Origin of the sequence: Ascidiaceihabitans donghaensis, from assembly GCF_900302465.1 — a bacterium.
Lineage (GTDB): Bacteria > Pseudomonadota > Alphaproteobacteria > Rhodobacterales > Rhodobacteraceae > Ascidiaceihabitans > Ascidiaceihabitans donghaensis.
The window spans coordinates 38963-62327 of the sequence record NZ_OMOR01000001.1 but is presented as its reverse complement, the minus strand read 5'-3'; the positions used below and the strand labels follow the sequence as shown (position 1 = coordinate 62327).

The 23365-nt window shown below is 53.8% G+C and carries 20 protein-coding genes and 1 pseudogene; 10 read left to right on the top strand and 11 right to left on the bottom strand.

Features of this window, described 5'->3' with window-relative positions:
• Positions 1-25: 25 nt before the first annotated feature.
• A complete protein-coding gene (locus ASD8599_RS00280) occupies positions 26-1111 on the bottom strand; it encodes a polyamine ABC transporter substrate-binding protein (protein WP_108826684.1) in 1086 nt (361 codons plus the stop codon).
• Positions 1112-1278: 167 nt separating this feature from the next.
• Here ASD8599_RS00280 and ASD8599_RS00275 point away from each other — a divergent pair, with 167 nt between their 5' ends.
• Positions 1279-2676, top strand: a complete 1398-nt coding sequence (locus tag ASD8599_RS00275; protein ID WP_108826683.1) for an aspartate aminotransferase family protein — start codon at positions 1279-1281, stop codon at positions 2674-2676.
• 227 nt (positions 2677-2903) lie between these two features.
• Here the strand turns inward: ASD8599_RS00275 and ASD8599_RS00270 are convergent, their stop codons facing one another.
• Positions 2904-4028, bottom strand: coding sequence for a M24 family metallopeptidase (locus ASD8599_RS00270; protein ID WP_108829926.1), 1125 nt, complete (start codon positions 4026-4028; stop codon positions 2904-2906).
• A 266-nt stretch (positions 4029-4294) separates the two neighbouring features.
• Between ASD8599_RS00270 and ASD8599_RS00265 the strand changes: the two genes are divergently transcribed.
• The 4 genes and pseudogenes from ASD8599_RS00265 to ASD8599_RS00250 all read left to right on the top strand — a co-directional run.
• Positions 4295-5395 (top strand): ABC transporter ATP-binding protein, encoded by a 1101-nt coding sequence (locus ASD8599_RS00265; RefSeq protein WP_108826682.1) that lies wholly within the window; start codon positions 4295-4297, stop codon positions 5393-5395.
• A 111-nt stretch (positions 5396-5506) separates the two neighbouring features.
• Complete coding sequence (locus ASD8599_RS00260) at positions 5507-6613, top strand: extracellular solute-binding protein (RefSeq protein ID WP_108826681.1); 1107 nt, start codon at positions 5507-5509, stop codon at positions 6611-6613.
• A gap of 90 nt (positions 6614-6703) precedes the next feature.
• On the top strand, positions 6704-7975 hold the full coding sequence (locus ASD8599_RS00255; RefSeq protein ID WP_108826680.1) for an ABC transporter permease: 1272 nt from the start codon (positions 6704-6706) through the stop codon (positions 7973-7975).
• 11 nt (positions 7976-7986) lie between these two features.
• Positions 7987-8865, top strand: a pseudogene (locus ASD8599_RS00250) (ABC transporter permease); the annotation flags it as partial.
• A 91-nt stretch (positions 8866-8956) separates the two neighbouring features.
• On the opposite strand, the gene ASD8599_RS00245 reads toward ASD8599_RS00250, so the two are convergent.
• Positions 8957-10225, bottom strand: a complete 1269-nt coding sequence (locus ASD8599_RS00245) for a lytic murein transglycosylase (RefSeq protein WP_108826678.1) — start codon at positions 10223-10225, stop codon at positions 8957-8959.
• Positions 10226-10288: 63 nt separating this feature from the next.
• Positions 10289-11008 carry a helix-turn-helix transcriptional regulator gene (locus ASD8599_RS00240; protein ID WP_108826677.1) on the bottom strand — a complete coding sequence of 240 codons (720 nt, stop codon included), beginning with the start codon at positions 11006-11008 and terminating at the stop codon, positions 10289-10291.
• Positions 11009-11092: 84 nt separating this feature from the next.
• On the opposite strand from ASD8599_RS00240, the gene ASD8599_RS00235 reads away from it, so the two are divergent.
• Positions 11093-11794 carry a glutathione S-transferase family protein gene (locus tag ASD8599_RS00235; RefSeq protein WP_108826676.1) on the top strand — a complete coding sequence of 234 codons (702 nt, stop codon included), beginning with the start codon at positions 11093-11095 and terminating at the stop codon, positions 11792-11794.
• On the opposite strand, the gene rnr is transcribed toward ASD8599_RS00235, so the two are convergent.
• From rnr to dapE, 4 genes are read right to left on the bottom strand one after another with little or no spacing between them, the layout of a single operon-like run.
• Positions 11791-14049: a ribonuclease R gene (gene rnr / locus ASD8599_RS00230; RefSeq protein WP_108826675.1), complete on the bottom strand. Its 2259-nt coding sequence runs from the start codon at positions 14047-14049 to the stop codon at positions 11791-11793. The two genes, ASD8599_RS00235 and rnr, sit on opposite strands and share 4 nt — an antisense overlap.
• A 6-nt stretch (positions 14050-14055) precedes the next feature.
• On the bottom strand, positions 14056-14655 hold the full coding sequence (locus ASD8599_RS00225; RefSeq protein WP_108829925.1) for a TIGR04282 family arsenosugar biosynthesis glycosyltransferase: 600 nt from the start codon (positions 14653-14655) through the stop codon (positions 14056-14058).
• Positions 14655-15077 (bottom strand): GNAT family N-acetyltransferase, encoded by a 423-nt coding sequence (locus ASD8599_RS00220; RefSeq protein ID WP_108826674.1) that lies wholly within the window; start codon positions 15075-15077, stop codon positions 14655-14657. Before ASD8599_RS00220 ends, ASD8599_RS00225 begins: the two co-directional genes overlap by 1 nt.
• Positions 15074-16219, bottom strand: a complete 1146-nt coding sequence (gene dapE / locus ASD8599_RS00215; protein WP_108826673.1) for a succinyl-diaminopimelate desuccinylase — start codon at positions 16217-16219, stop codon at positions 15074-15076. Before dapE ends, ASD8599_RS00220 begins: the two co-directional genes overlap by 4 nt.
• 256 nt (positions 16220-16475) lie before the next feature.
• On the opposite strand from dapE, the gene ASD8599_RS00210 reads away from it, so the two are divergent.
• Entirely contained in the window at positions 16476-18050 is a 1575-nt protein-coding gene (locus ASD8599_RS00210; protein WP_108826672.1) for a Hint domain-containing protein, read from the top strand.
• A 6-nt stretch (positions 18051-18056) separates the two neighbouring features.
• Positions 18057-19151, top strand: coding sequence for a Hint domain-containing protein (locus ASD8599_RS00205; protein ID WP_108826671.1), 1095 nt, complete (start codon positions 18057-18059; stop codon positions 19149-19151).
• An 8-nt stretch (positions 19152-19159) separates the two neighbouring features.
• On the opposite strand, the gene ASD8599_RS00200 is transcribed toward ASD8599_RS00205, so the two are convergent.
• Positions 19160-19501, bottom strand: coding sequence for a hypothetical protein (locus ASD8599_RS00200; RefSeq protein WP_108826670.1), 342 nt, complete (start codon positions 19499-19501; stop codon positions 19160-19162).
• On the bottom strand, positions 19494-20321 hold the full coding sequence (dapD, locus tag ASD8599_RS00195) for a 2,3,4,5-tetrahydropyridine-2,6-dicarboxylate N-succinyltransferase (RefSeq protein ID WP_108826669.1): 828 nt from the start codon (positions 20319-20321) through the stop codon (positions 19494-19496). The genes ASD8599_RS00200 and dapD overlap by 8 nt, the downstream gene beginning before the upstream one ends.
• Positions 20322-20466: 145 nt before the next feature.
• On the opposite strand from dapD, the gene ASD8599_RS00190 reads away from it, so the two are divergent.
• Positions 20467-21309, top strand: a complete 843-nt coding sequence (locus tag ASD8599_RS00190) for an LOG family protein (protein ID WP_108826668.1) — start codon at positions 20467-20469, stop codon at positions 21307-21309.
• Between the two features lie 94 nt (positions 21310-21403).
• Here ASD8599_RS00190 and ASD8599_RS00185 read toward each other — a convergent pair whose 3' ends face one another.
• Positions 21404-21616 (bottom strand): hypothetical protein, encoded by a 213-nt coding sequence (locus ASD8599_RS00185; protein ID WP_108826667.1) that lies wholly within the window; start codon positions 21614-21616, stop codon positions 21404-21406.
• Positions 21617-21889: 273 nt separating this feature from the next.
• On the opposite strand from ASD8599_RS00185, the gene ASD8599_RS00180 reads away from it, so the two are divergent.
• Entirely contained in the window at positions 21890-23341 is a 1452-nt protein-coding gene (locus tag ASD8599_RS00180) for a zinc-dependent metalloprotease family protein (RefSeq protein ID WP_181364369.1), read from the top strand.
• Positions 23342-23365: the final 24 nt, after the last annotated feature.

Sequence of the window (23365 nt, the reverse complement as noted above, 5' to 3'; positions counted from 1 at the left end):
GTGCCGCGCCCATAGGATCAGGAAGTTAGGTGCCTGATTTGATTTTCGTCCACAAACGCGTCACGACGCGCTGCACTTTCTGCGGATAAGGTGTTGTAGTGTATAGGTTTTCCAGCGTGGCTTCATCCGGGTAGATCGCTGTATCACCAATCACATCTTCTACAAGAAATTCCTGCGACGCTTTGTTGCCGTTGGCGTAGTAAACGTAATTCGACGCCGCCGCCATATTTTGCGCATCCATGATAAAGTTCAGGAATTTATGGGCTGCATCCGGGTTTGGTGCATCGGCCGGGATTGCCATTTGGTCAAACCACATCAATGCGCCCTCAGACGGGGCGTTATAGGCGATTTCGACGCCGTTCTCGGCTTCTGCGGCACGGTCACGGGCTTGCAAGATATCGCCAGACCAACCGAACGCTACGCAAATGTCACCATTGGCCAGCGCGTTGATGTATTCGGAGCTGTGGAATTTGGTAATATGGGGGCGCACGCCCATCAAAACCGCTTCGGCTTTTGCAATGACCTCCGGATCATGGCTGTCGGGGTCTTCGCCCAAGAATTGCAAAGCTGCTGGGATCATTTCGGCAGGAGCATCCAGAAAATGCACACCGCATTCAGCCAGTTTTTCCATATTGGCCGGGTTGAACACCAGTTCCAAAGACCCCATCGGAGCGTCTGCGCCCAATACCTCTGTGACTTTGCCGACATTCACGCCAAGACCTGTAGTGCCCCACATATAGTTGATAGAATGGGCGTTTCCGGAATCATATTGGTCTGTCCGCGCTTCAATCACGTCCCACATGTTGCCTGCGTTGCTCAGCTTTGATCTATCCAAAGGCTGAAACGCGCCTGCGGAAATCTGGCGCTGCAAAAAGGTGCCGGATGGCACAACCACGTCGTAGCCAGAAGAACCTGTAAGCATCTTTGTTTCCAGCACTTCATTGCTGTCGAAGACGTCGTAGATCAACTTGATGCCTGTTTCTTCTTCGAATTTGGTCAACAACTCTTCGTCGATGTAATCGGACCAGTTGTAAACGCGGACCTCTTCGGCAAAGGCTGAGGTGGCGGTCAACGCAGCTACAGCAACTGTAGCAAGCAATGTTCGTGTCATAAGGTATCTCCCGTGCGGTGCGCCGGGTTGATCCCGGTCAGCCTGTATAGAACCAAGTTTTGTATCACGCGGCAAGAAGATGTTGGTCCAGCCCCACTGAAAGGGTGATTGACTGCCTGAACGAAGCCCATATTGTCGGCACGTTGCACGTTTTGAAAGGATGCCCCATGTCTGCCATCACCAATCATTTGCCCACGGCTGAGCTACAAGCATTGGATGCAGCGCATCATATGCATCCGTTTACAACCGGAAACGAGCTTGCAGAGCGTGGGGCAAGGGTCATCACACGGGCGGAAGGTGTGTATCTTACCGATAGCGAGGGCAATGAAATCCTTGATGGTATGGCCGGTCTTTGGTGTGTGAATATCGGTTACGGGCGGCATGAACTGGCGGATGTGGCAGCCCGCCAAATGCGCGAACTTCCGTATTACAATACTTTCTTTATGACGACACACGCGCCGGTCATTGCCTTGGCCAAAGAAATTGCGTCGCTTGCGCCTTCACATTTGAACCAAGTGTTCTTTGCGGGTTCAGGGTCCGAAGCCAATGACACCAACATTCGAATGGTGCGAACCTATTGGGCCATGAAAGGCAAACCAAGCAAGTCGATCATCATCAGCCGGAAAAATGCGTATCACGGATCGTCGGTGGGATCGGGATCGTTGGGCGGCATGACGCCTATGCATGAGCAAGGCGGTCTACCAATTCCTGACATTCATCATATTGATCAGCCCTACTGGTGGGCGGAAGGTGGCGACGCGACACCGGAAGACTTCGGATTGGCGCGGGCGCAGGACCTTGAAAAAGCAATTCTTGCAATGGGCGAAGATCGTGTGGCGGCCTTTATCGCAGAACCCATTCAGGGCGCAGGCGGTGTCATCATTCCACCCGCAACGTATTGGCCTGAAATCCAGCGCATCTGCGACAAATACGAGATTTTGCTGATTGCTGACGAGGTTATTTGTGGCTTCGGGCGCACAGGCAACTGGTTTGGCTCTGAAACGGTAGGGATCAAACCGGACATCATGACAATCGCCAAAGGCCTGTCTTCCGGGTATCAACCGATCGGTGGTTCCATTGTCTCGGATGAGGTTGCCGATGTTATCAATTCGGGGGAATTCAACCATGGCTATACCTATTCTGGCCACCCTGTGGCATCCGCAGTCGCGTTGGAAAACCTGCGTATTTTGCAAGAAGAAAACGTCCTTGGCCACGTGCGCGATGTGGCTATGCCGGCACTTCATGAGGTGTGGCATGGGTTAAATGATCACCCTCTTGTGGGGGAAACCACGATTGTTGGAATGATGGGATCCTTGGCGCTTACGCCTGATAAAGACAGCCGGGCCAAATTCGCTATGGATGCGGGTACAGCGGGCTATATGACGCGGGAACGTTGCTTTGCCAATAACCTGATCATGCGGCATGTTTATGACCGCATGGTGATTTCGCCACCGTTGGTGATCACGCCAGAAGAGATTACGACTTTGGGCAAACGTGCAAGGCAGGCTTTGGACGAAGCCTATACACAAATGAAAGATCAAGGCCTGTTGAAACCAGCGTCCTGAGGGGCCAGCCCCTCAGACACCCCGGGATATTTTTGGCGAAAAGAAAATGGGGGATGATTCAGGTAGAACATCCCCCATTGATAAAGAAGCTTTGCTTCTCCTTGCACAGTCATCGGCGTCCCCGCCTGTACTGCCCGACCATCATGAATTTTGATCGTTAATAAACTGTGCATCTTCTTGCTAAAAATATCCCGGGGGAGGCCAAAGGCCGGGGGCAGAGCCCCAATTCAAGGTTTCGCAAACAGTTGACGTGGCATGTTGCTGAAGGTTTCGGCCGGCCCAGTTTCGCAAATGCGAATACTTTCTGTGATCTCCAGTCCCCAATCCTTCGTCCAAAGCCCCGGCATAAGGTGGAATGTCATGTTCGGTTCCAGAACGGTTTCATCTTCGGCGCGTAAGGAAATGGTACGTTCGCCCCAATCTGGTGGATAGCTTAGGCCGATGGGATACCCACATCGCGCCGCGCGTTCGATTCCGGCCTTTTGCAGGCAGGCATCCAAGGCATTGGCCACATCACAGGCACGATTTCCCGCGCGGGCGGCATCAATGCCAGCATCCAAACCTTCGATTACTGCTGCTTCGGCGTGCTTCATGTCTTCGGGCGGGGTGCCCAAGAACAAGGTTCTACACAAAGGTGCATGATACCGTCGATAGCATCCCGATATCTCGAAAAAAGTAGCTTCGCCTGATACAAATGGTGTGCCGTCCCACGTCAGATGAGGGGCGGCCGCATTTGCGCCGGAAGGCAACAAAGGCACAATGGCAGGATAATCACCCCAAACGCCTTCAACGCCGCGAATGGCGTCGCGGTAGATTTCTGCAACGATTTCGTTTTTCGGAACGCCGGGTTCGACCCGGTCCAACAGCCCATTGACTATTTTCTCAGAAATCAGGGCAGCTTTACGCATGTAAGTGAGTTCTGCTTCGGATTTAACGGTGCGCTGCCAGTTCACCATGCCGGTCGCGTCGGCGAACCCGATGTTTGGCAGGGCTTGAAGCAGAACAGAAAAGGCCTTGGCCGAAAAGTAGTAGTTGTCCATTTCCACGCCCAGATTGCGAAGGCCGAGACCATCGAGATGCCGTGCGAGATCCTCCATCGGGTGTTTTACATCAGATTGAACATGGTCATCCGAATAGCCAATGACGCAATCATCTTGCATCCAAACTGTGCGAAGGGCGCCATTAGTGTCTTGGCTTCGGCCCCACCAAATAGGGTCTGCATCTTGTGTCACAATCACACCTTGATGCACGTAAAAAGACCAACCGTCGTATCCGGTCAACCAGGCTTGATTGGAAGGGTCTGTTACCAGCAAAGCATCCAACCCTGCCATAGCCATAGCAGTTCGCACCATCAAAAGACGATCGTCATATTCACTTTGCTTAAATGGTAGATTCGGTTTTTCCACTGTTGGTTCCTTTGCAGCACAGGCCTGTGCCCTAAGGTTCAACCAAGCCGCGCACAAATGCCAGTCGATGCGACCAATTTCGTCTCTTTTACGGCAAATTGACCTTTCATGCGCAGATTTGTGACATAGTTGGTTGCAAAGTTGATGTGCCCTCGTTTTAGTTGTCTTCAACAAAAGCGGAAAAATCCGCTGGTACAACTGGGGAGCCTCTCTTGGCCAAAACCAAACACGACACGGCGTTTGTCGAATTTGAGCGCGTGCAAAAAAGCTATGACGGCGTGAATCTTGTCGTCAAAGATTTGAACCTTTCCATGCCGCAAGGCGAGTTTTTGACAATGCTTGGCCCGTCAGGCTCAGGCAAAACGACTTGCCTGATGATGTTGGCTGGCTTTGAAACAGCGACGCATGGCGACATTCGCCTTGACGGGGTGTCGATCAACAACATTCCACCGCACAAACGCGGTATCGGTATGGTGTTTCAGAACTATGCATTGTTCCCGCATATGACTGTCGCCGAGAACCTTGCCTTCCCTTTGGAGGTCCGCAAGATCGGTAAATCCGAGCGTGAAGAAAAAGTGATGCGGGCGCTGGGCATGGTCCAGATGCAAGACTTTGCCGGACGACGTCCTGCGCAACTGTCCGGTGGTCAGCAACAGCGTATCGCTTTGTCGCGCGCCTTGGTGTTTGAACCCGAACTGGTTTTGATGGACGAGCCGCTTGGCGCGTTGGACAAACAGCTGCGTGAAACTTTGCAGTTTGAAATTACCAATCTGGCGCATGAGTTGGGCATCACGACCGTTTATGTGACGCACGACCAAACCGAAGCGTTGACGATGTCAGACCGTGTTGCGGTGTTTGACGACGGGCGCATTCAGCAATTGGCCCCGCCAGACAAGCTGTATGAAGAGCCAGAAAACAGTTTTGTTGCGCAGTTCATCGGTGAAAACAACACGCTGGAAGGCGTGGTGAAAGAGATCAACAACGGTGTGGCGCTTGTTCAGTTGGATGGGGGCGACATCATTGATGCCAAGCCGGTCAACGTGACCAAGCCGGGTGAACGCACGCGGGTTTCCATCCGCCCAGAGCGGGTCGAAATGGATCCGACGCGCTTGCAAGAAGGTGCGCATACACTGAAAGCCGAAGTGCTGGAATTTGTGTATATGGGTGACATCTTCCGTACGCGCTTGCGCGTGGCAGGCACAGATGAATTCATCATCAAAACACGCAATGCGCCAGATCAGGTGCGTTTGAAGCCGGGCGAGCAGATTGAGATCGGCTGGATGGCAGAGGATTGCCGCGCGCTGGACGCGTAGCGGTAAATGGAATCGCGCGGGTGATCCCCTGCGCGATAAATTAGAGGCGGGGTAACAAGCCCGTACCCCCCAGCCTCAATACCAAACCGGGCAAAACTTGGGAGACTACACATGAAACTCACCAAAACATTGATGGCCACAACGGCCCTTACTGTTGCGGCTGGCATGGTATCGGCCGACGGCCACATGGCATCCGAAATGACAATCGTATCTTGGGGCGGCGCTTACTCTGCTTCCCAAAAAGGCGCGTATCACGACCCCTATGCCGAAGCGAATGGCGTAACGATCATCAACGACGACAGCTCTGCTGAAGCTGTTGCAAAATTGCGCGCGATGAACGAAGCGGGCAACGTCACATGGGACGTGGTTGACGTTGTTGCAGCAGACGCGATCCGTTTGTGCGACGAAGGTCTGGCGATGGAAATCGACGCAGACACACAATTGGCTGACGCGCCTGACGGCACAAAAGCATCCGAAGACTTTGGCGATCTGTTGGTTTCCGACTGCTTCATCCCGCAAATCGTGTACTCTACGACATTCGGCTACCGCACGGACCTGGTTGGCGACACAGCCCCAACTTCCGTTTGCGCCGTGTTCGACACAGAAGCCTACCCAGGCAAGCGTTCTTTGGAAAAGCGTCCAATCAACAACATGGAATGGGCGTTGATCTGTGACGGCGTTGCAAACGAAGACGTTTATGACGTTTTGGCGACCGAAGAAGGCCAGCAGCAGGCGCTCGACAAACTGGCAACCATCAAAGACGACGTGATCTGGTGGTCTGCGGGTGCGGACACGCCACAACTGTTGGCTGACGGCGAAGTCGTCATGGGTTCCACATACAACGGTCGTCTGTTCGCAGCGATCGAAGAGCAAAAGCAGCCAATCGGCATGCTGTGGGACGCGCAAGTATTTGACCTTGACGGTTGGATCATCCCAACGGGCCTGAGCCCAGAGCGTCAAGCACGTGCGTTGGACTACATCATGTTCGCGACAGACACACAGCGTCTGGCAGACCAAGCGCAGTACATTTCCTACGGTCCTGCGCGTAAGTCTTCTGCACCATTGGTCGGCAAGCACAAAACACTGGGCATCGACATGGCGCCACACATGCCAACAGACCCAGAGAACGCCAAGAACACGTTCCTCTACAACTACGAGTTCTGGGCTGACTACCGCGACGACATCGACGCGAAATTCCAAGCTTGGTTGGCGAAATAAGCCACGTAGGGTGGGTTTAAACCCACCTTACCCCAAAACCAAATGCAGTGGCCCTCGGGCCCCTGCGACCCTTTAATTGAGAGACCAAACATGAGCGATAGCACAGCAAACGGCGTGATGTTGGCCGCAGACGGCACGCCCCTGAAACGCAGTCTGGCGCGCGCCTTACGCCGCCAGAAGCTGCGTGCATTGATGCTGATTGCGCCATTGCTTTTGTTTGTTCTTTTGACCTTCATTATCCCAATCGGATCTATGTTGTTCCGGTCCGTTGAGAACGACATCGTCGTGAATACCTTGCCCGAAACTGTGGCCGCTTTGTCCAGTTGGGACGCCACCACCGGAGAGCTGCCAGACGAAGCCGTTTATGCGGCTTTCACACGCGACATGGTCGTCGCCATCGCGGAAAAGAAACACACCAAACTTGGCACACGCCTGAACTACGAAAAAACTGGGATGTCGTCCATGTTCCGGCAGTCGGGCCGAAAAATGAAACGGCTCGACCCAACGGAAGACGCGCCCTTTAAGGAAAAGTTGATCAAGATCCACAAAGGCTGGGGTGACGTTGAAACGTGGAAGACGCTCCAAACGCATTCCGGCATCTACACCTCGGGCTACTTCCTAAACGCGGTCGATGCGCAAAAGACGCCTGAAGGCATCGCATGGCAATCCGAAGACAAGCAAATTTTGCTTAAGTTGTTCGGGCGAACGTTGATCATGTCGCTGATCATCACAGGTTCATGCATTGCGTTGGGCTATCCTGTTGCCTGGCTGTTGGCGAATGCGAGCTCTCGGACAGCGAATATGCTGCTTATTCTGGTTCTACTGCCGTTTTGGACATCGCTGCTTGTGCGGACTTCTGCATGGAAAGTCATGTTGCAGCAAAACGGGGTGATCAACGAAGTTCTTGTTTGGATCGGGCTTGTGCCGGATGCGGACCGTTTGATCCTGATCAACAATCAGTTTGGCACGATCGTGGCGATGACGCACATTCTGTTGCCCTTCATGATCCTGCCAATGTACTCTGTGATGCAGACAATTCAGCCAAGCTACTTGCGTGCGGCCAAATCGTTGGGGGCCACCAATTGGACGGCCTTCTGGCGCGTATATTTCCCGCAGTCCATTCCGGGCATTGGCGCGGGGTCTATCCTCGTCTTCATCCTGTCAATTGGCTACTATATCACCCCCGAAATCGTCGGCGGCACCAAAGGTGTCTTCATCTCCAACCGGATTGCCTATCACATCTCTTCCTCGCTCAATTGGGGCTTGGCAGCGGCGCTTGGAACAATCCTGCTGATTGTGGTTCTGGCGCTGTATTGGGCCTATGACCGCATCGTCGGCATCGACAACGTTAAACTGGGATAAAGACAATGGGATTGCCTCCATACGCCACGCTGCCTCAGCGGGTTTGGTACTACGGATTTCGCGTGATTTGTGCGCTGATCTTCATTTTTCTGATCACGCCTATTCTGGTGATTATCCCGCTTAGCTTTAATGCGCAGGATTTCTTCACTTACACGCCGGGTATGCTGCGTTTGGACCCTGACGCCTATTCTTTGAAGCACTATCAGGATTTTTTCACCAACAACGAATGGCAGCGTAGCTTGAAAAACTCGCTGATTATCGCGCCGATTGCGACGATCATTTCGGTGTCCTTGGGCACTTTGGCCGCCATCGGTTTGTCGCAATCCCATGTGCCCTTCAAAGGCACAATCATGGCGATTTTGATTTCACCGATGATTGTACCGCTGATTATTTCCGCGACGGGCATGTTCTTTTTCTATTCTGATCTTGGGAATTTCATGGAAAATTCACTGGGTCTTGGAAAGAACTTTGTGGGCTATGTGAAGGTTGTTTTGGCGCATGCCGTGTTGGGTATTCCATTTGTGATCATCACGGTTACCGCAACGCTTGTGGGGTTTGACAATTCCCTGACCCGCGCCGCTGCAAATATGGGTGCTGATCCTGTCACAACATTTTTCCGGATCCAGATGCCTTTGATTTTGCCAGGTGTGATTTCAGGCGGCTTGTTTGCCTTTATCACCTCCTTCGATGAGGTGGTCGTAGTGTTGTTTGTGGGGTCTGCGGGCCAGAAAACTCTGCCTTGGCAAATGTTCACAGGTCTGCGCGAGCAAATCAGCCCGACTATTCTGGCGGTTGCCACGATTCTTGTCGCGATTTCCATTGCGCTGCTTACGGTGGTTGAACTGCTGCGCCGCCGTTCAGAGCGGTTGCGTGGCATGTCGCCGTCCTAAGCCTGTGACTTGACCACCGGGGATTTGGGGGCTCTGCCCCCGGGGCATTGCCCCTCCCCCGGGATACTTTTGGCGAAAAGAAGTTGCCGCTTCAACGTAGGGATTTGAGCAGCCTCAAAGACGCATATCCGTCGGGAATCATACCTGTTCTGATTTGGTAAGCGCGTACAGCGTTGATCGTCAAAGGGCCGATTTTTCCATCGATTTTCTGCGTATCAAAACCTTTGGCCGTTAGGTTTGTTTGCAGCTCAATACGTTCGCTTTTTGTCAAAGCCCGATCGTTGCGCGGCCAATCTGCTTGGATCGCTGGATGCCCTTTGAGCCTATCACTCAGGTGTCCGATCCCGATCACATAAGCGTCCGCTGTATTGTAGTGTTCGATGACTTCAAAGTTGGGTGTAATCAGAAATGCCGCGCCCTTTGCACCCGCAGGCAACAGCAATGATGTAGGCCCAATTTTGGAGGTTGAGCCAGTCACGGCCGTGACACCCAGCTTTTGCCATTCTGTGGAAGACTTCGTGATGTCACGGTTTGCGAGGGTGTAGTCGAAGCCTTCCGGCACGCGGACTTCAATCCCCCATGGCACGTTCCTTTGCCATCCAAACGATGCCAAATAAGCCGCTGTCGAGGCCAGAGCATCCGTAGGATCGTCCGACCAAATGTCGCGCTTTCCATCACCGGTAAAGTCGACAGCGTGTTCCAAGAAAGATGTTGGCATGAATTGGGTGTGCCCCATTGCGCCGGCCCAACTGCCTTTCATGTTTGAAGCAGTTGTGTCCCCGTTTTGCAAAATACGTAATGCTGCGATCAATTGCCTTTCAAAGAAAGCACCGCGTCGGCCATCATAGGCGAGCGTTGCCAGAGAATTCAAAGTGTTGTTGCTGCCGCGAAAGCTTCCATAAGCGCTTTCCAAGCCCCAAACGGCCACCACAACTTCTTTGTCTACTCCGAATTGCTTTTCGATGGCGTGCAGTGTTTTTTCGTGTACACGCAGTGCAGTCCGGCCATTGGATACCCGCACGTCCGAAACGGCGGTATCCAGATAGTCCCAGATTGTTTTGGTGAATTCCGACTGGTTTCGATCACGCTGTATGACCTTCTCATCATAGATGGCATCTTTGAAAACGCTGGCGACCAACTCTAGTTCGATGCCTTCCGATTCAGCGCGGGATTGGAATTCTTTTGCCCATTTACGTAAACCAGCTGTTGAAGCAACCGGTTCGGTTTGCGGTGCCGTTTTGAAAGAGACGGGTGTTGGGCGTTCCACTGGCCTCAAAGATTTTTCTGCGGGGTTCGCGTCTGCTGCCTGGGCCAACCACACCAGCCCAATTGCCCAAAGCCCTGATCGGTTGCCGCGCATTTCAATATCCCCAATCCGACTATTGTTTCCAAATTAGCAACAAATGACATGCGTCAACAATGGTCATTCAGAATTTTTGCGACCTTTCGCCGATGCGGAAACTTCGGCTTTGATCAACGCCATATGTTCGCGCAGAAGTGCAACGCGATGCGGGCGAAAGCTGTTCATTGTCACTTGCAATGCCTGCATCCTGTCCAGACGAAAAACGCGGAAGTCTTGGCGCAAGATACACCATGCGAGCAAAGAATTGCTAAGGTCCATGTAAACGATGCCCAAAGGTTTAACAGTGCGCTGTGTGGCCGAACCTTTGCCATCGACGTAGTCAAAAGACACGCAAAGTTCGTCCCAAGTGGCTTGGCGCAAACGTGCAACGTCAATAGTGGTCGGTTCCGGGCGATGAAACCTGCGTGCGTCCAGAACGGCATGTTCTAACCGGTGCGCTTGACGCGGTGGGACACGCGCGTGAATTTTGCCAAGAGCCGATGTTGCGGCTTTGGCCAAGGCTGGATCACCGATAATCTTCACGTTGCGCAGCCCCAGCACCAAAGCTTCCAATTCATCGTTATCAAATCCAAGGGGTGGCAGTGCAGCATCTTCGATCAAGGTAAAACCGAAACCGGCCTCTCCGTCGATGACAGCCCCAAGACCGCGCAACGCGTCAATGTCGCGGTAGACAGTCCGCAGGGAAACTGCGACGTCATCTGCCAATTGCTGGGCAGTCACCGGGGCAGGCATTCTACGCAAGCTTTGCATCATTTGGAAAAGACGGTGCGTTCGGTTCATAATCACAACATAAAATCACATACTGACAATAAATGACAGGATGGATTGTTAAAGGTGAGATCAACCAGAATAGGAGCCGTTCCAATGATCACTTTGACTGTCTTTCCACCCATGTTCGGGGAAACAAGCGCAAGTTCGTTTTCCACAAAGGCAATTTATTTGATGACTATGGCAGGCGTTCCATGGACGCGTGAAAACTCAAGCGATCCTCGTAAGTGGCCTAAGGGAAAATTACCCGCCATCACAGTGGACGGGAAGGTGATTGGCGATAGCGATGGTATTCGTGCCTATCTGGAAGCTCAGGGCGCAGATTTTGACAAAGGGCTTTCGGATTTGGAAAAGTCCACATCGCGCGGCCTTATTCGTATGGCGGAAGACCATCTGTACTATCACGTCATGTTGGACCGCTGGGCTGATGACGCAGTTTGGCCCACAATCAGAGATGCATATTTTGCCGACATCCCGAAACCGTTGCGTGGCCTGATTACAGGTGGGCTACGTCGAAATGTCATGAAGGGCATGCACGTTCAGGGACTGGGTCGGTTAAGTCCGGAAGAGCGGCTTGCGCGGGCCAACCAAGACCTTGAAGCGATCACAACCCGGTTGTGGGAAGGACCGTTTTTGTTCGGGGAACAGCCAACATTGGCGGATGCCTGTGTGGCGCCTGTTCTGGGTGGGCTGCGGTCGACGCCAGTCGCCACGTTGCTGTCCAAGCGTGTATCGGAGGACGCGGTTCTAGGTGCGTATATTGACCGTGTTGACGAGGCGCTTGGACAGAAAAGCTAAGGTCGGGTGCGCTTGACCTTGCGCTTGATCTTATCTGATTTGCGCTTGTGGTTGGTTGCTTTTCGACGTGGTGATCGGCCTGCAGGGGACATGCGGTTGCCGCGTGGAACTTCGGCGCCTTCAACGGTCAAAAGCTCAAGTGCGACACCGCCTGTAACGGGTGCTGCTTCGGTCAGTTTCGCGGTAACGGTTTGCCCGATCTGATAGGTGATGCCTGTGTCAGCACCCATCAAAGTGCCTGCGTCGCGGTCAAAGTGGAAAAATTCATTCCCCAATGAGCGGATGGGCACCAAGCCATCTGCACCAGACTCGTCCAGTTTCACAAACATGCCGAATTTTGCGATGCCATTGATGCGGCCTGTAAATTCCTCGCCGACGCGTTCGGACAGATAGGCGGCCAGATAACGGTCTGTGGTGTCGCGTTCGGCAACCATGGATCGCCGTTCTGTGTCTGAGATATGTGTGCCGGTCTTTTCCAGATTATCAATGTCAGCAGGTGAAAGGCCGTCATCACCCCAACCGTGTGCCGTGACCAAAGCGCGATGCACGATCAGGTCGGCATACCGCCGAATGGGTGACGTGAAATGTGCGTAGCTGCGCAGGGCCAGACCGAAGTGCCCAAAGTTTTGCGGGCTGTAATAGGCCTGAGTCATGCTGCGCAACGTGGTGATGTTGATCAGCTCTTCATCGTCGGTGTTTGCAGCTTGCGCCAACAGCCGGTTCAAGTGCGCGGTTTGCAGCACCTGACCCTTAGCCAACGTCAAACCTGCCGCCATGACGGTTTCGCGCAAGGCGTTCAGCTTGTCTTGCGAGGGCTCCTCGTGGACACGGAACAACAGTGGCGACTTTTTCGCGATCAGCGTTTCTGCAGCCGCGACATTGGCCAGCACCATAAACTCTTCAATCAGTTTATGCGCATCAAGGCGGTCTTTGAAGTTCACCGACTGTACTGCGCCGTCATCGCCTAGAACGATCTGGCGTTCGGGCAGGTTCAGCTCAAGTGGTTGGCGCAGATGGCGGGCTTCTACCAATGCAGCGTAGGCGGCGTAAAGGGGCTGCAAAACAGGCTCTAACAAGGGCTCTGTGCGCTCATTCGGTGAACCGTCAATGGCGGCTTGCACCTCTTCATAGTGCAAGGACGCAGGGGATCGCATAAGGCCGCGGACAAATTCATGCGCGATTTTCTGACCCTGCGCGTCCAGTGTCATCTTCACGGCAATACAGGCGCGAGGCACGCCTTCGTGCAACGAACAAAGATCACCGGACAGACGATCAGGCAACATGGGGACAACACGGTCGGGAAAATACGTCGAATTTCCCCGATTGCGCGCTTCACGGTCCAACGCGGACCCCGGCGTGACGTAGGCTGCAACATCCGCGATGGCGACCCAAACGATGTGACCACCTTTATTGTCGGGATTGTCATCGGCTTGTGCAAAACACGCATCATCGTGATCGCGGGCGTCTGACGGATCAATAGTGACCAGTGGCATATCGCGCAAATCGACGCGGTTGCCCAATTCCTTAGGGGAATGTGCGTCAGCTTCTGCAACAACATCGTCCGGGAAGGCGTCCGGAATGGCGTGTTGATGGATGGCGATCAAGGATACCGCTTTGGGTGCAGAAGGATCACCCAACCGGTCAACGATACGGGCAAGTGGCAATCCCATGCGCCCCTTTGGTCCGGCCAGTTCGGCTTCAACCAGTTCGCCGTCTTTGGCCCCGCCTGTGGCACCGGCGCCCACGATCCATTCTTTGTCGCCGCCTTTGTCGATTGGCAGAATGCGGCCCCCTTCGGAACGCGCCCGATACACACCCAAGATACGCTTGGGGTTGGTGCCGATACGTCGGATCAGACGCCCTTCGTAGTGATGGTCATCCGCTTTGACCTGAGTGAGGCGGGCCAAGATGCGGTCGCCTTCCCCAAGCGCTGGATCTGAGGCGCGGGTGATCAGCAGAACAACGGGCTCAACACCCGTTCCTTGCCATTCCATCGGTTTGGCAAACAAATCACCGTTGTTATCGGGTGCCGTGACCAACAAAACACTTACAGGTGGAAGCCGATCGGGATCGGAATAGGTCTTTTTCCGCTTCTCCAGATGCCCTTCTGCTTCAAGCTCTTTCAGCAACCGCTTCAGATCAATGCGTGCGGCACCTTTGATGCCGAAAGCTTTGGAAATGTCGCGCTTGGATGTCAGCGTGGGATTGGCGGTGATCCAATCAAGGATCTCGGGCTTTGTGGGGATACGGGTCATACCATTTCAGCTATCACGCCCGCTTCGCGCCGTCATGGGCAAATCGTCGACAGTGTCCACGTCGCGCAATGTGTCGCAATGCGCGATGCGAAGGCCCGGCATAGACGCTTCGGTATCTGTCAGCGCATGTTGCGTAGACCAACGCACGTTTTGAAACAAACGCGAAGGCAACGGGGCCGTGTGCTTCAGTCCAACAAGCCAGTAACCGCCATCGGGGGCGGGTCCAAACACTGCGTCGTTTGACCCAAGATATGCAAAGGCGCGTGCAATGCGTTTGGATGTTATCCTTGGAATATCCGCGCCAATCACACACACCGGTCCCGGCCCACACAGCGCCAAGGCGCGTCCCATTCGGTCACCCAAGTCGCCATGCCCTTGGGGCACACGGGCAAAATGCGCTGGCCAAACACGAGACAGCAGACCTTCGCGGTCAGGGGATACCGCCAAAACAATATCCCAACGCGGATCTTCGATGCGCCTAAGAAGAGCGTTCACTTGATGGCGGAACCACCATGCCGACGCGGTCATTCCAATGCTGCGCCCCAACCGGGTTTTGACACGCCCCGCGTGCGGCTCCTTCAGCATAACAACCAAGGTTTGACGGATCACAGCAGGCGTTCCATATCGCGGTGATCAATCCCTGCGTCGTCATAAACGGGACCAAATGCGGTAAACCCAAGACCTTCGTAAAACGCAATGGCGTGTACCTGTGCGCCCAAAACAGCGCGATCAATGCCAGCGTTTTGCGATGCCAATTCCAATGCCTTTTGCACCAGTTTTGCCCCAAGGCCGGTGCCACGTTGTTCCTTCAAAACGCAGACACGTCCAATTTTGGCAGTTACACCTTTTTGTAAAATGCGTGCGCAGCCGATGGGTAAGCCCCCCACCGTCGCCAAAACATGGAGGGCCTCACTGTCCAGACCGTCAACTTCTTCCTGTTCAGACACACCCTGTTCTTCGATGAACACCACGCGGCGCAACGCAAGACATGTGTCGATGTCGGAGGTCTGAAAAACAGAGACTATCATGCAAAATAGTCTCTTAAAATGCGCCCATAGATCGATTTCAGCTGATGAATATGCGCGACTTGAACATGTTCATCGACTTGGTGCATCGATTGCCCGACGAGGCCAAATTCGACAACCGGGCAATGGGCCTTCACAAAGCGCGCATCAGAGGTTCCCCCCGTGGTGGACAGTTGCGGAACGATGTTGGTTTCCGCTTGCACCGCAGCACTGACCAAGTTCGATAGGGCGCCGGGTGGCGTAATGAAGCTTTCGCCCGAGATCTTTACACGCATGTCTATTTGCACCCGGAATGCGGCTGCCACGGCGTCTGCTTCGCGTTGCAGCCAATCGGTCAAAGATGCGCCTGAATGATCATCGTTGAAGCGGATGTTGACCGTTGCGGAACATTCTGCCGGGATGACGTTTGTGGCAGGGTTACCGGTGTCGATTGTGACAACAGCCAAAGTTGACGCGTCGAAGTGTTCGGTGCCTTGGTCCAGCTCGTAAGAGGCCAGTTGATCCATAAGGCGTGCCACCGCAGGCAACGGATTGTTTGCGCGGTGCGGATAAGCCGAATGGCCCTGCTTTCCGGTCACTGTGAAGAACGCCGTCAAAGACCCGCGACGTCCGATTTTGATCATCTCGCCCATAGTGTTCGGGCAGGTGGGTTCGCCGACCAGACAGACGTCCATTTTTTCGCCTGTGTGCTCCATGTGTTCCAGCAATGCAGTTGTGCCATCAATCGCATCGCCTTCTTCGTCGCCTGTAATGGCGATGATGATGGCGCCATCGGGTGGGGTATTGCGCACAAAATCCACTGCAGCCGCAACGAAAGCGGCGACGCCGGATTTCATGTCTGTTGTGCCGCGCCCGTACATTATGCCGTCTTTGACCTCGGCGCCGAACGGGGGCATGGTCCATGCGCCTTCGTCTCCGATGGGCACGACATCCGTATGTCCGTTAAATCCAAATGTGGTCGCGTGCCCTTTTTCCCCCCACCGCGCAAAAAGATTACGGATACCGCCGCGATCGGCCCAGGCAATGTGAAAACCCGCATCGGTCAAAAGCGTCGCCAAAATGTCCAAAGCCCCGGCATCCGCCGGAGTGACAGAGGGACAACGCACAAGGTCTGCGGTCAGTGCGGCGGGATCTATAGCGGTCATCGGTATCTCCTGTCGGTGTCTTTTTATAGCAATGTGGCGAAAAGGACGCGATGCCAAGAGGTTGTTTGCGCAAATAATTCCCAAAGTCTCACCATACGTGTTAACGTTTACGTAATAATATGACCCGAGGCAGGGCATCTAGCAGTTAGACCGTCAAAGAACGGCTTTGCGCACCAATGATGTGCGATTGAATTCATGCAGGGGAAACCTGTGTGCGCTGTGATGTGTGCTGCCTTGAAAATTGGGTGAGGCAGACATGGTTACAGCATCGGAACTTCCGATCAATACAGGCGCAAATGCGACGCAGATGGCGGAAACTATCTTCGGGGATGGGGTTACCGTAACGGGGGCCACCTACTACGGTGATAACGATTCTTCCGGCATCTATACCAATGGTGACAGTGTTTCACCGGGTGTCACACCGGGCGACACCGGTGTTATTATGTCCACCGGTGATGCGGACGACTTCACCAATTCAAACGGGCAAGCGAACCAAGACAACAACACCTCGACAAATACATCCGGGATCAACAATTTCGGGCAGTTCAACACAGCCGCGGGTGCGCGCACCTATGATGCGTCGGTTCTGGATGTGGATTTCATTCCAACGGGTGATTTAATGACGATGCAATTCGTCTTTTCGTCAGAAGAATATCCCGAATATCAAGATTCGCTTTATCAGGATTTCGTGGGTGTTTGGATCAACGGATCTTTGGTGCCCATGTCCGTGGGCAACGGTGACACCGACCCGGGCAACATCAACTCTGGTGAAAACCAAAACCTGTATGTCGACAATGCCAACAGTGACTACAACACGGAAATGGACGGTTTCACCGTTACGATGACGCTGACAATCCCTGTCAATTCCGGTGTGGTCAATTCCATTCGGATTGCTATCGCGGATGTGACAGACAACCAATATGATTCTAATCTGCTGATCGCCGGGGATTCCGTTCAAACCGAAGTTGTGGCGCTGACGGATTCAACCAATCTTTACCCCAACGGCGACACTGACCTGGATGTGTTGGCCAACGACGTGAATGGTGGCGGTGGCACATTAACGATCACCCACCTGAACGGGCAACCTGTAACAGTTGGTGTGCCAGTGACACTGAGCACCGGCCAGACCATCATGTTGAATGCCGATGGCACAATCAACATCGTGGGGGATGGTGACACCGAAGAGTTCAACTTTACCTACACCGTCGACAACGGCGACAACACGGACATTGGCATCGTAAACGTCAATTCCATTCCGTGTTTTGTGGCGGGCACGATGATTGCCACGCCAACCGGGCAACGTGAAGTGCAAGACTTGGTGCCGGGTGATCTGGTGCTGACCCAAGACGAAAAGGCGCAGCCTTTGCGTTGGATCGGGACACGCACCGTTGCGGCGCAGGATCATTTTGCGCCCATTCATATCCGTGCCAACACCTTTGGCACCCACAACGATCTGCTGGTCTCGCCCGAGCACCGCATCTTGATTCAGGACAACGTCGCCGAATTGCTGTTCGGCGAAAGCGAGGTTCTGGTGGCCGCCAAAGAGCTGATCAATGATCAGTCTGTGACACGGCGTGTGGGTGGTGAAGTGACATATGTTCACTTGATGTTTGACCGTCATCAGGTGGTCTATTCCGAAGGCCTGGCTACAGAAAGCTTTCTGCCGGGACCACAAACCACCAGCAGTTTCGACCGCGCTGTGGTTGAGGAAATATGCACACTTTTTCCTGAAATAGACCCTGATACAGGGCTTGGATATAGCCCTGCGGCCCGCCGTGTTCTGAAGCACTTTGAAGCAAAATTGCTGCGTGACGCGCAGAAAGTGGCCTAACGCAAGATGTCCTGGATCGCGACAACAGATCACAATGAGGGCCGGTTCGCGCCGTCCGGGCTTGGGTCCGATCGTGGCGAGACGCGCTTGGTGGATTTGGATCCCGAAGTTGTAATGCCGCGCGGTACACTGGTTCTGGAAACCCGTATGTCACCCAATGGACGGCCGCAGGTTTTGCTGGGCTTTGAGAGGCGACACCCGTTCAACAGGTCTTTCAGTATTCAGGCCATTCCCGGCGGTGGGGTGGCATTGGTTCACGCGCATGACAACGAAGTCACGCATGCGACACTGCGGTGGCGTGGATCAGGGCGTACAGACGTCGTGCGTTTGACCTATGCATGGGATGTTGCAGCCAAGTGGGGTCGCCTGTCGCTTGAACGACCCGAAGAGGCAACGTCAGAATCGGTTTTTGTGCAAAACGCAAAACCGCTAAGCGCCCACGACATCCGTGATTTCATGTTGGCCAAAGGCCATCGTGACATGTCCACCGATGCAGTTTTTGCCGCCGTTTCCACACAGATCGAACCGATCGGCCCATCGCCGACCCTTAGCTTGTCTGCGCCGATTGCCACGCCGTGGGGCTATCGGGCTGCAGGGCAATTGCAGCGTGGGGATTTGGTGCAAACGGAACGATCGGGGTCTGTGCCTGTGTTGAACCGCGTGCAACGTACTGTACCTGCCTTGGGCAGTTACCGGCCGATACGACTGCGCGCACCTTATTTCGGATTGCGTCAGGACATGATTGCAGCACCGGACCAACGCCTGATTATTCGTGGATCAGAGGTAGAGTATCTGTTCGGCCAAGAAGCTGTTTTGGTGCCAGCCCGTCATCTGGTGAACGGTTATGCAGCCCACTATGAAGATTTCGGGCCCCTGATCACTTACACACATCTATTGTTGCCCGGGCATGAAGAAATCATGGCGGCAGGGACGTCTGTCGAAAGCTTGTATATTGGACGGTTGCGGCGCAAAGCCGAAGATCTGAATGCAAGCGTTCTGGCCGGCAGCGACAGAAGCAAATTGCCGGAACATGGCAAGCCTGTGTTTCCGGTTTTACGCGCCTTTGAAGCGATTACATTGGTCGATCAACGGGCCGCTTAAGGTTTGGATCAGTCGAAGAATGGCGTCATCTGGGCGATAATCACAGAGTTTTCATCCAAAGCCCGTTGCATCAGTTCGCGTTCATCATCACCGATGTCATGCCCTTCGGCTTCACGTTCTGCCAAGGTGCCATAGCCCGTCACGTCCAAAGGAGCTGTATCCGCCTGCTTTAGAATAGCCACGGTTTCGCGCACGGCTTCTGCTTCGTCGATGCCGCTGGAAAAGCACATAAGTGCTGCGCCAGTGGCCTTTTCAGGCAGACCGTCACCGTCTTTCCGGCCGATTTGCACCAGCAAGGTAAAGACCTGCTGGCGCGACGGTTTCTTTGGTTTTTTGGGGGCGTCAGTCACGCAAAAGCTCGTTGATGGAAGTCTTTGACCGTGTTTGGGCATCGACTTTCTTTACGATAACCGCGCAATACAGGCTGACACCGTTTTTGGAGGGCATAGAGCCCGCCACGACAACAGACCCTGCAGGGACTTCTCCATAGGTGAATTCGCCAGTTTCGCGGTCCACGATTTTGGTAGATTGCCCGATGTAGACACCCATGCCCAAAACGGATCCTTCGCGCACGATGCAGCCTTCGACCACTTCAGAACGCGCACCGATAAAGCAGTTGTCTTCGATGATTGTGGGGCCAGCCTGCATGGGTTCCAAGACGCCACCAATACCGACGCCACCTGACAAGTGCACGTTTTTGCCGATTTGGGCGCATGACCCGACTGTGGCCCATGTGTCGACCATTGTACCCTCATCGACGTAGGCGCCCAAGTTCACAAAGGATGGCATCAGCACGACACCAGGTGCGATGTATGCAGATTTGCGCACGATGCAATTTGGCACGGCGCGAAACCCTGCGTCTTTCCAGTCGGCTTCGCCCCAGCCCATGAACTTGCTATCGACCTTGTCCCACCAGCCGCCGCCTTGCGGACCACCGGATTGCATTTCCATGTCTTTGATGCGGAATCCCAAAAGCACGGCCTTTTTGGCCCATTGGTTCACATGCCAATTGCCGGAAGCCTGTTTTTCAGCAACGCGCAAAGAACCGCTGTCCAGCGCATGCAATGTGGCTTCGATCGCGTCGCGTTGTTCGCCTTTGGTGGCTGGGGTGATTGTGTCACGGGCCTCCCAGGCGGCTTCGATGGCAGTTTCGAGTTGTGCGTTAGACATGGATTCTCTCCCAAAATGCGTTGCGGCGCTTAGACAGCAAACGGGGGCTTCGTGCAATAATATCTGCAATCAAATCTGTAATCTCGTCTGGGCAAGGTGTGCATGGCGCGTTACCTTTTAATCAACAGCCAAAGGATTGCTTTAGATGAAAGATCACCGCGAAAGCCCGTTTCGGGACGCGCACACCGACCGTGAAGCCGCCAAAGGTGCGCCCGACACGCCTCAAACAAGGTCACCGGCTTACGCTTTGGCGTTTGCTGATGATGAATTTATGTGCCGCGATGAACTGCGGCCGGTGCGTTTGCAGCTTGAGTTGCTCAAGCCTGAGATGCTGTTGGACGAACAGGGCATTGAAAGCACAATTGTCATGTTTGGGGGTGCGCGCATTCCCGAGCCTGCAAAGAAGGACACGGCACGTACCAAAACTTTGGCGGATTTGTCGGTGTTTTACGACGAAGCCCGCGAATTTGCGCGGCTGATGACGTTGAAGTCGATGGAAAGTAACGGACGGGAAAACGTCATCGTCACAGGCGGTGGCCCGGGTGTGATGGAAGCAGGCAACCGGGGCGCAGTCGATGCGGGTGGCGCGTCAATTGGATTGAATATTGTGTTGCCGTTTGAACAAGCGCCAAACGCGTATGTCACGCCCGATCTGTGTTTCAATTTCCACTATTTTGCGATCCGCAAGATGCACTTTTTGATGCGGGCGCGGGCAATTACGGTGTTTCCGGGTGGTTTTGGTACGTTGGATGAACTGTTCGAGGCGCTGACGCTGATCCAGACGGGCCGCATGCAGCGTGTGCCGTTCTTGCTGTTTGGCAAGGCGTTCTGGGACGGGATCATCAATTGGGATGTGCTTGCGGATGCGGGCACGATTTCAGCCGAAGATCTTGATCTGTTCCGATTTGTCGACACCGCCGCAGAAGCGATGGATTTGATCGACAACTGGGAGCCGGGCGCACGACGGGACGCGATTCCGGGACGTTAAGGCTGGGTATTGAGGCAAGGAGTATGTCTTTCGCCGGTCCTGCGCCCCATTTTGGCGGCGCGTCAAAGTCAGACCGGCGAAGGCCTCTGGCGCGTCAAGCAGCCAGCTCTGGGGGCAGTGCGCAAACAGGCACGTGGTGGGGGAGCGTTTCGATGATGTCGCCTTCAGCTGTTTCACGGATGCTATAGCCGTAACCAGCGATGCGGTGTTTCCATTCACGCTTGGACAATGCCAAAGCCCGCTCTTTCGCGATCAGATCGACTACTTGCGCCGCCACAAAGGCGTCTTGATTTACAATGAGTGTCATTTTCTAAATTCCATTTCCTTGGTTTCCCTGCGGACTGTTGTCGCGGTTAAGAAAGGCTTCAAAAGCGCCAAATTTGGGCGATTACAGGGCATTTTGTAAACAATGAGGCAGGTATAGGCGGGATTGTACTCATACCGGCTGATAGTTAACGTTATGAAATTGTTTACTTTTGCGAATTCGATTGTTTCCTGAAACGCAGTGAATGAAACCTAACTTGGCCACATTCTTAAGTCAGGTTACGCTGCAAGCGAGTTTGAAATGGGAATGGTAAAAATGGCTGCGACAATCGAGCAAGATGGTTCAGACGGACATGTATGTGACGAGAACTGTGGAGCTGACTGCGACCACGGCCACGACCATTCGCATACACATGAAAACATCGATGCAATCGGTGGTGACGGTACTTCGGATGCGGCACCTGTCTTTGTCGATGATTACACTGCGATTCTGTACTACACGCAAAACGACAACTTGCGTTGGAACGGTGGCGTAGCCGTTGGCACGCAAACGGTGGTGACATACAGCTTTACGGACACAGCTGATCTTCCTGCACTGGCCGATTACGACCCATACGAAGCGGACGCCTATTGGTCCTACACCGAAGCCCAGCGCACATTGATGCGTCAGGTCATGGACAAATACGAAGCGGTGTCCGGCTTGAAGTTTGTCGAGGTCCAAGGCGAAGGCATGATCAACATCATGGGCGCGGAAGTGTCCGGTGTTGGCGGGTGGGCCAATGTGGCGCAAGCCTACAATAACGAAGCAGGCACAGGCTACTTTGTGAATGCGTACCAAAATCAAGCTGAAGGCGCCTATGGCTACCAAGTCAACCTACACGAGCTTGGGCACGCTTTGGGTCTGCAACACCCGTTTGAGGGCAACGTTCAATTGAACGCCGGGTCCGACAACCAAGACAATACCGTCATGACCTATAACATCGACAACCCCTATACGACCGAACTGGGCACCTTTGATGTTCAGGCGATGCAAGAAATTTACGGCGCAGCCGGGTCGTTTGACAATTGGACAGTGACAGTCAGTGCCAGCGATGTGGTTACGATCAAAACCACCTTCGCGGATCAGGCGGATGTGGTTGTGGCGACCAACGTGGACACAGTGATCAAAACCTATAGCGGTGACGACACGCTGGTGGGCCGGCAAGGCAATGACACGCTAAATGGTGGTAAAGGCGATGACACAATTACCGGAGCGGAAGGTCGCGATTTCATCTTGGGCAATCAAGGTAATGACCTGATCTATGGTGACATCAACGATGTGGATTATTCCGGGTCAGCAAACGATATCGACCGTATCTACGGAAACACCGGCAACGACACCATTCACGGCGGACGGTCCGTTGATGTGTTGAACGGTGGCGTCGGCGACGATGTTCTGTACGGCGGTTATGGCAATGACCGTTTGCGTGGCAGCGATGGCAACGACACCATCTATAGCGGCGACGGCGATGATCGTATCACCGGAGGCGCCGGAAATGACGTGTTTATCTTCCAGGCTGCGGATCAAAACGAACTGAACAAAATCACCGACTTCACGTCTGGCGAAGATCTTGTGGACATGTCGTTCTGGGGGTTCACAAGCCTGAGCCAGTTCACCCTGACGCAAGTGGGCAATCACGTATTGATGGAATACAGCACGTGGATCGACATCGGGTTTTTGAACACGCAAATTGCGGATCTGTCGAACTCTGACTTTATCTTTGCCTGAGTGATCAAAAGCCGGAGCAAGGGA

What these genes read in the sequence shown, in the direction of transcription:
- ASD8599_RS00275 (WP_108826683.1), top strand. Translation starts at nt 1,279, where the DNA reads ATGTCTGCCATCACCAATCATTTGCCCACGGCTGAGCTACAAGCATTG.
- ASD8599_RS00220 (WP_108826674.1), bottom strand. Translation starts at nt 15,077, where the DNA reads ATGATAGTCTCTGTTTTTCAGACCTCCGACATCGACACATGTCTTGCG.
- dapD (WP_108826669.1), bottom strand. Translation starts at nt 20,321, where the DNA reads ATGTCTAACGCACAACTCGAAACTGCCATCGAAGCCGCCTGGGAGGCC.
- dapE (WP_108826673.1), bottom strand. Translation starts at nt 16,219, where the DNA reads ATGACCGCTATAGATCCCGCCGCACTGACCGCAGACCTTGTGCGTTGT.
- ASD8599_RS00205 (WP_108826671.1), top strand. Translation starts at nt 18,057, where the DNA reads ATGTCCTGGATCGCGACAACAGATCACAATGAGGGCCGGTTCGCGCCG.
- ASD8599_RS00190 (WP_108826668.1), top strand. Translation starts at nt 20,467, where the DNA reads ATGAAAGATCACCGCGAAAGCCCGTTTCGGGACGCGCACACCGACCGT.
- ASD8599_RS00235 (WP_108826676.1), top strand. Translation starts at nt 11,093, where the DNA reads ATGATCACTTTGACTGTCTTTCCACCCATGTTCGGGGAAACAAGCGCA.
- ASD8599_RS00180 (WP_181364369.1), top strand. Translation starts at nt 21,890, where the DNA reads ATGGCTGCGACAATCGAGCAAGATGGTTCAGACGGACATGTATGTGAC.
- ASD8599_RS00240 (WP_108826677.1), bottom strand. Translation starts at nt 11,008, where the DNA reads ATGAACCGAACGCACCGTCTTTTCCAAATGATGCAAAGCTTGCGTAGA.
- ASD8599_RS00185 (WP_108826667.1), bottom strand. Translation starts at nt 21,616, where the DNA reads ATGACACTCATTGTAAATCAAGACGCCTTTGTGGCGGCGCAAGTAGTC.
- ASD8599_RS00245 (WP_108826678.1), bottom strand. Translation starts at nt 10,225, where the DNA reads ATGCGCGGCAACCGATCAGGGCTTTGGGCAATTGGGCTGGTGTGGTTG.
- ASD8599_RS00255 (WP_108826680.1), top strand. Translation starts at nt 6,704, where the DNA reads ATGAGCGATAGCACAGCAAACGGCGTGATGTTGGCCGCAGACGGCACG.
- ASD8599_RS00280 (WP_108826684.1), bottom strand. Translation starts at nt 1,111, where the DNA reads ATGACACGAACATTGCTTGCTACAGTTGCTGTAGCTGCGTTGACCGCC.
- rnr (WP_108826675.1), bottom strand. Translation starts at nt 14,049, where the DNA reads ATGACCCGTATCCCCACAAAGCCCGAGATCCTTGATTGGATCACCGCC.
- ASD8599_RS00260 (WP_108826681.1), top strand. Translation starts at nt 5,507, where the DNA reads ATGAAACTCACCAAAACATTGATGGCCACAACGGCCCTTACTGTTGCG.
- ASD8599_RS00210 (WP_108826672.1), top strand. Translation starts at nt 16,476, where the DNA reads ATGGTTACAGCATCGGAACTTCCGATCAATACAGGCGCAAATGCGACG.
- ASD8599_RS00270 (WP_108829926.1), bottom strand. Translation starts at nt 4,028, where the DNA reads ATGGTGCGAACTGCTATGGCTATGGCAGGGTTGGATGCTTTGCTGGTA.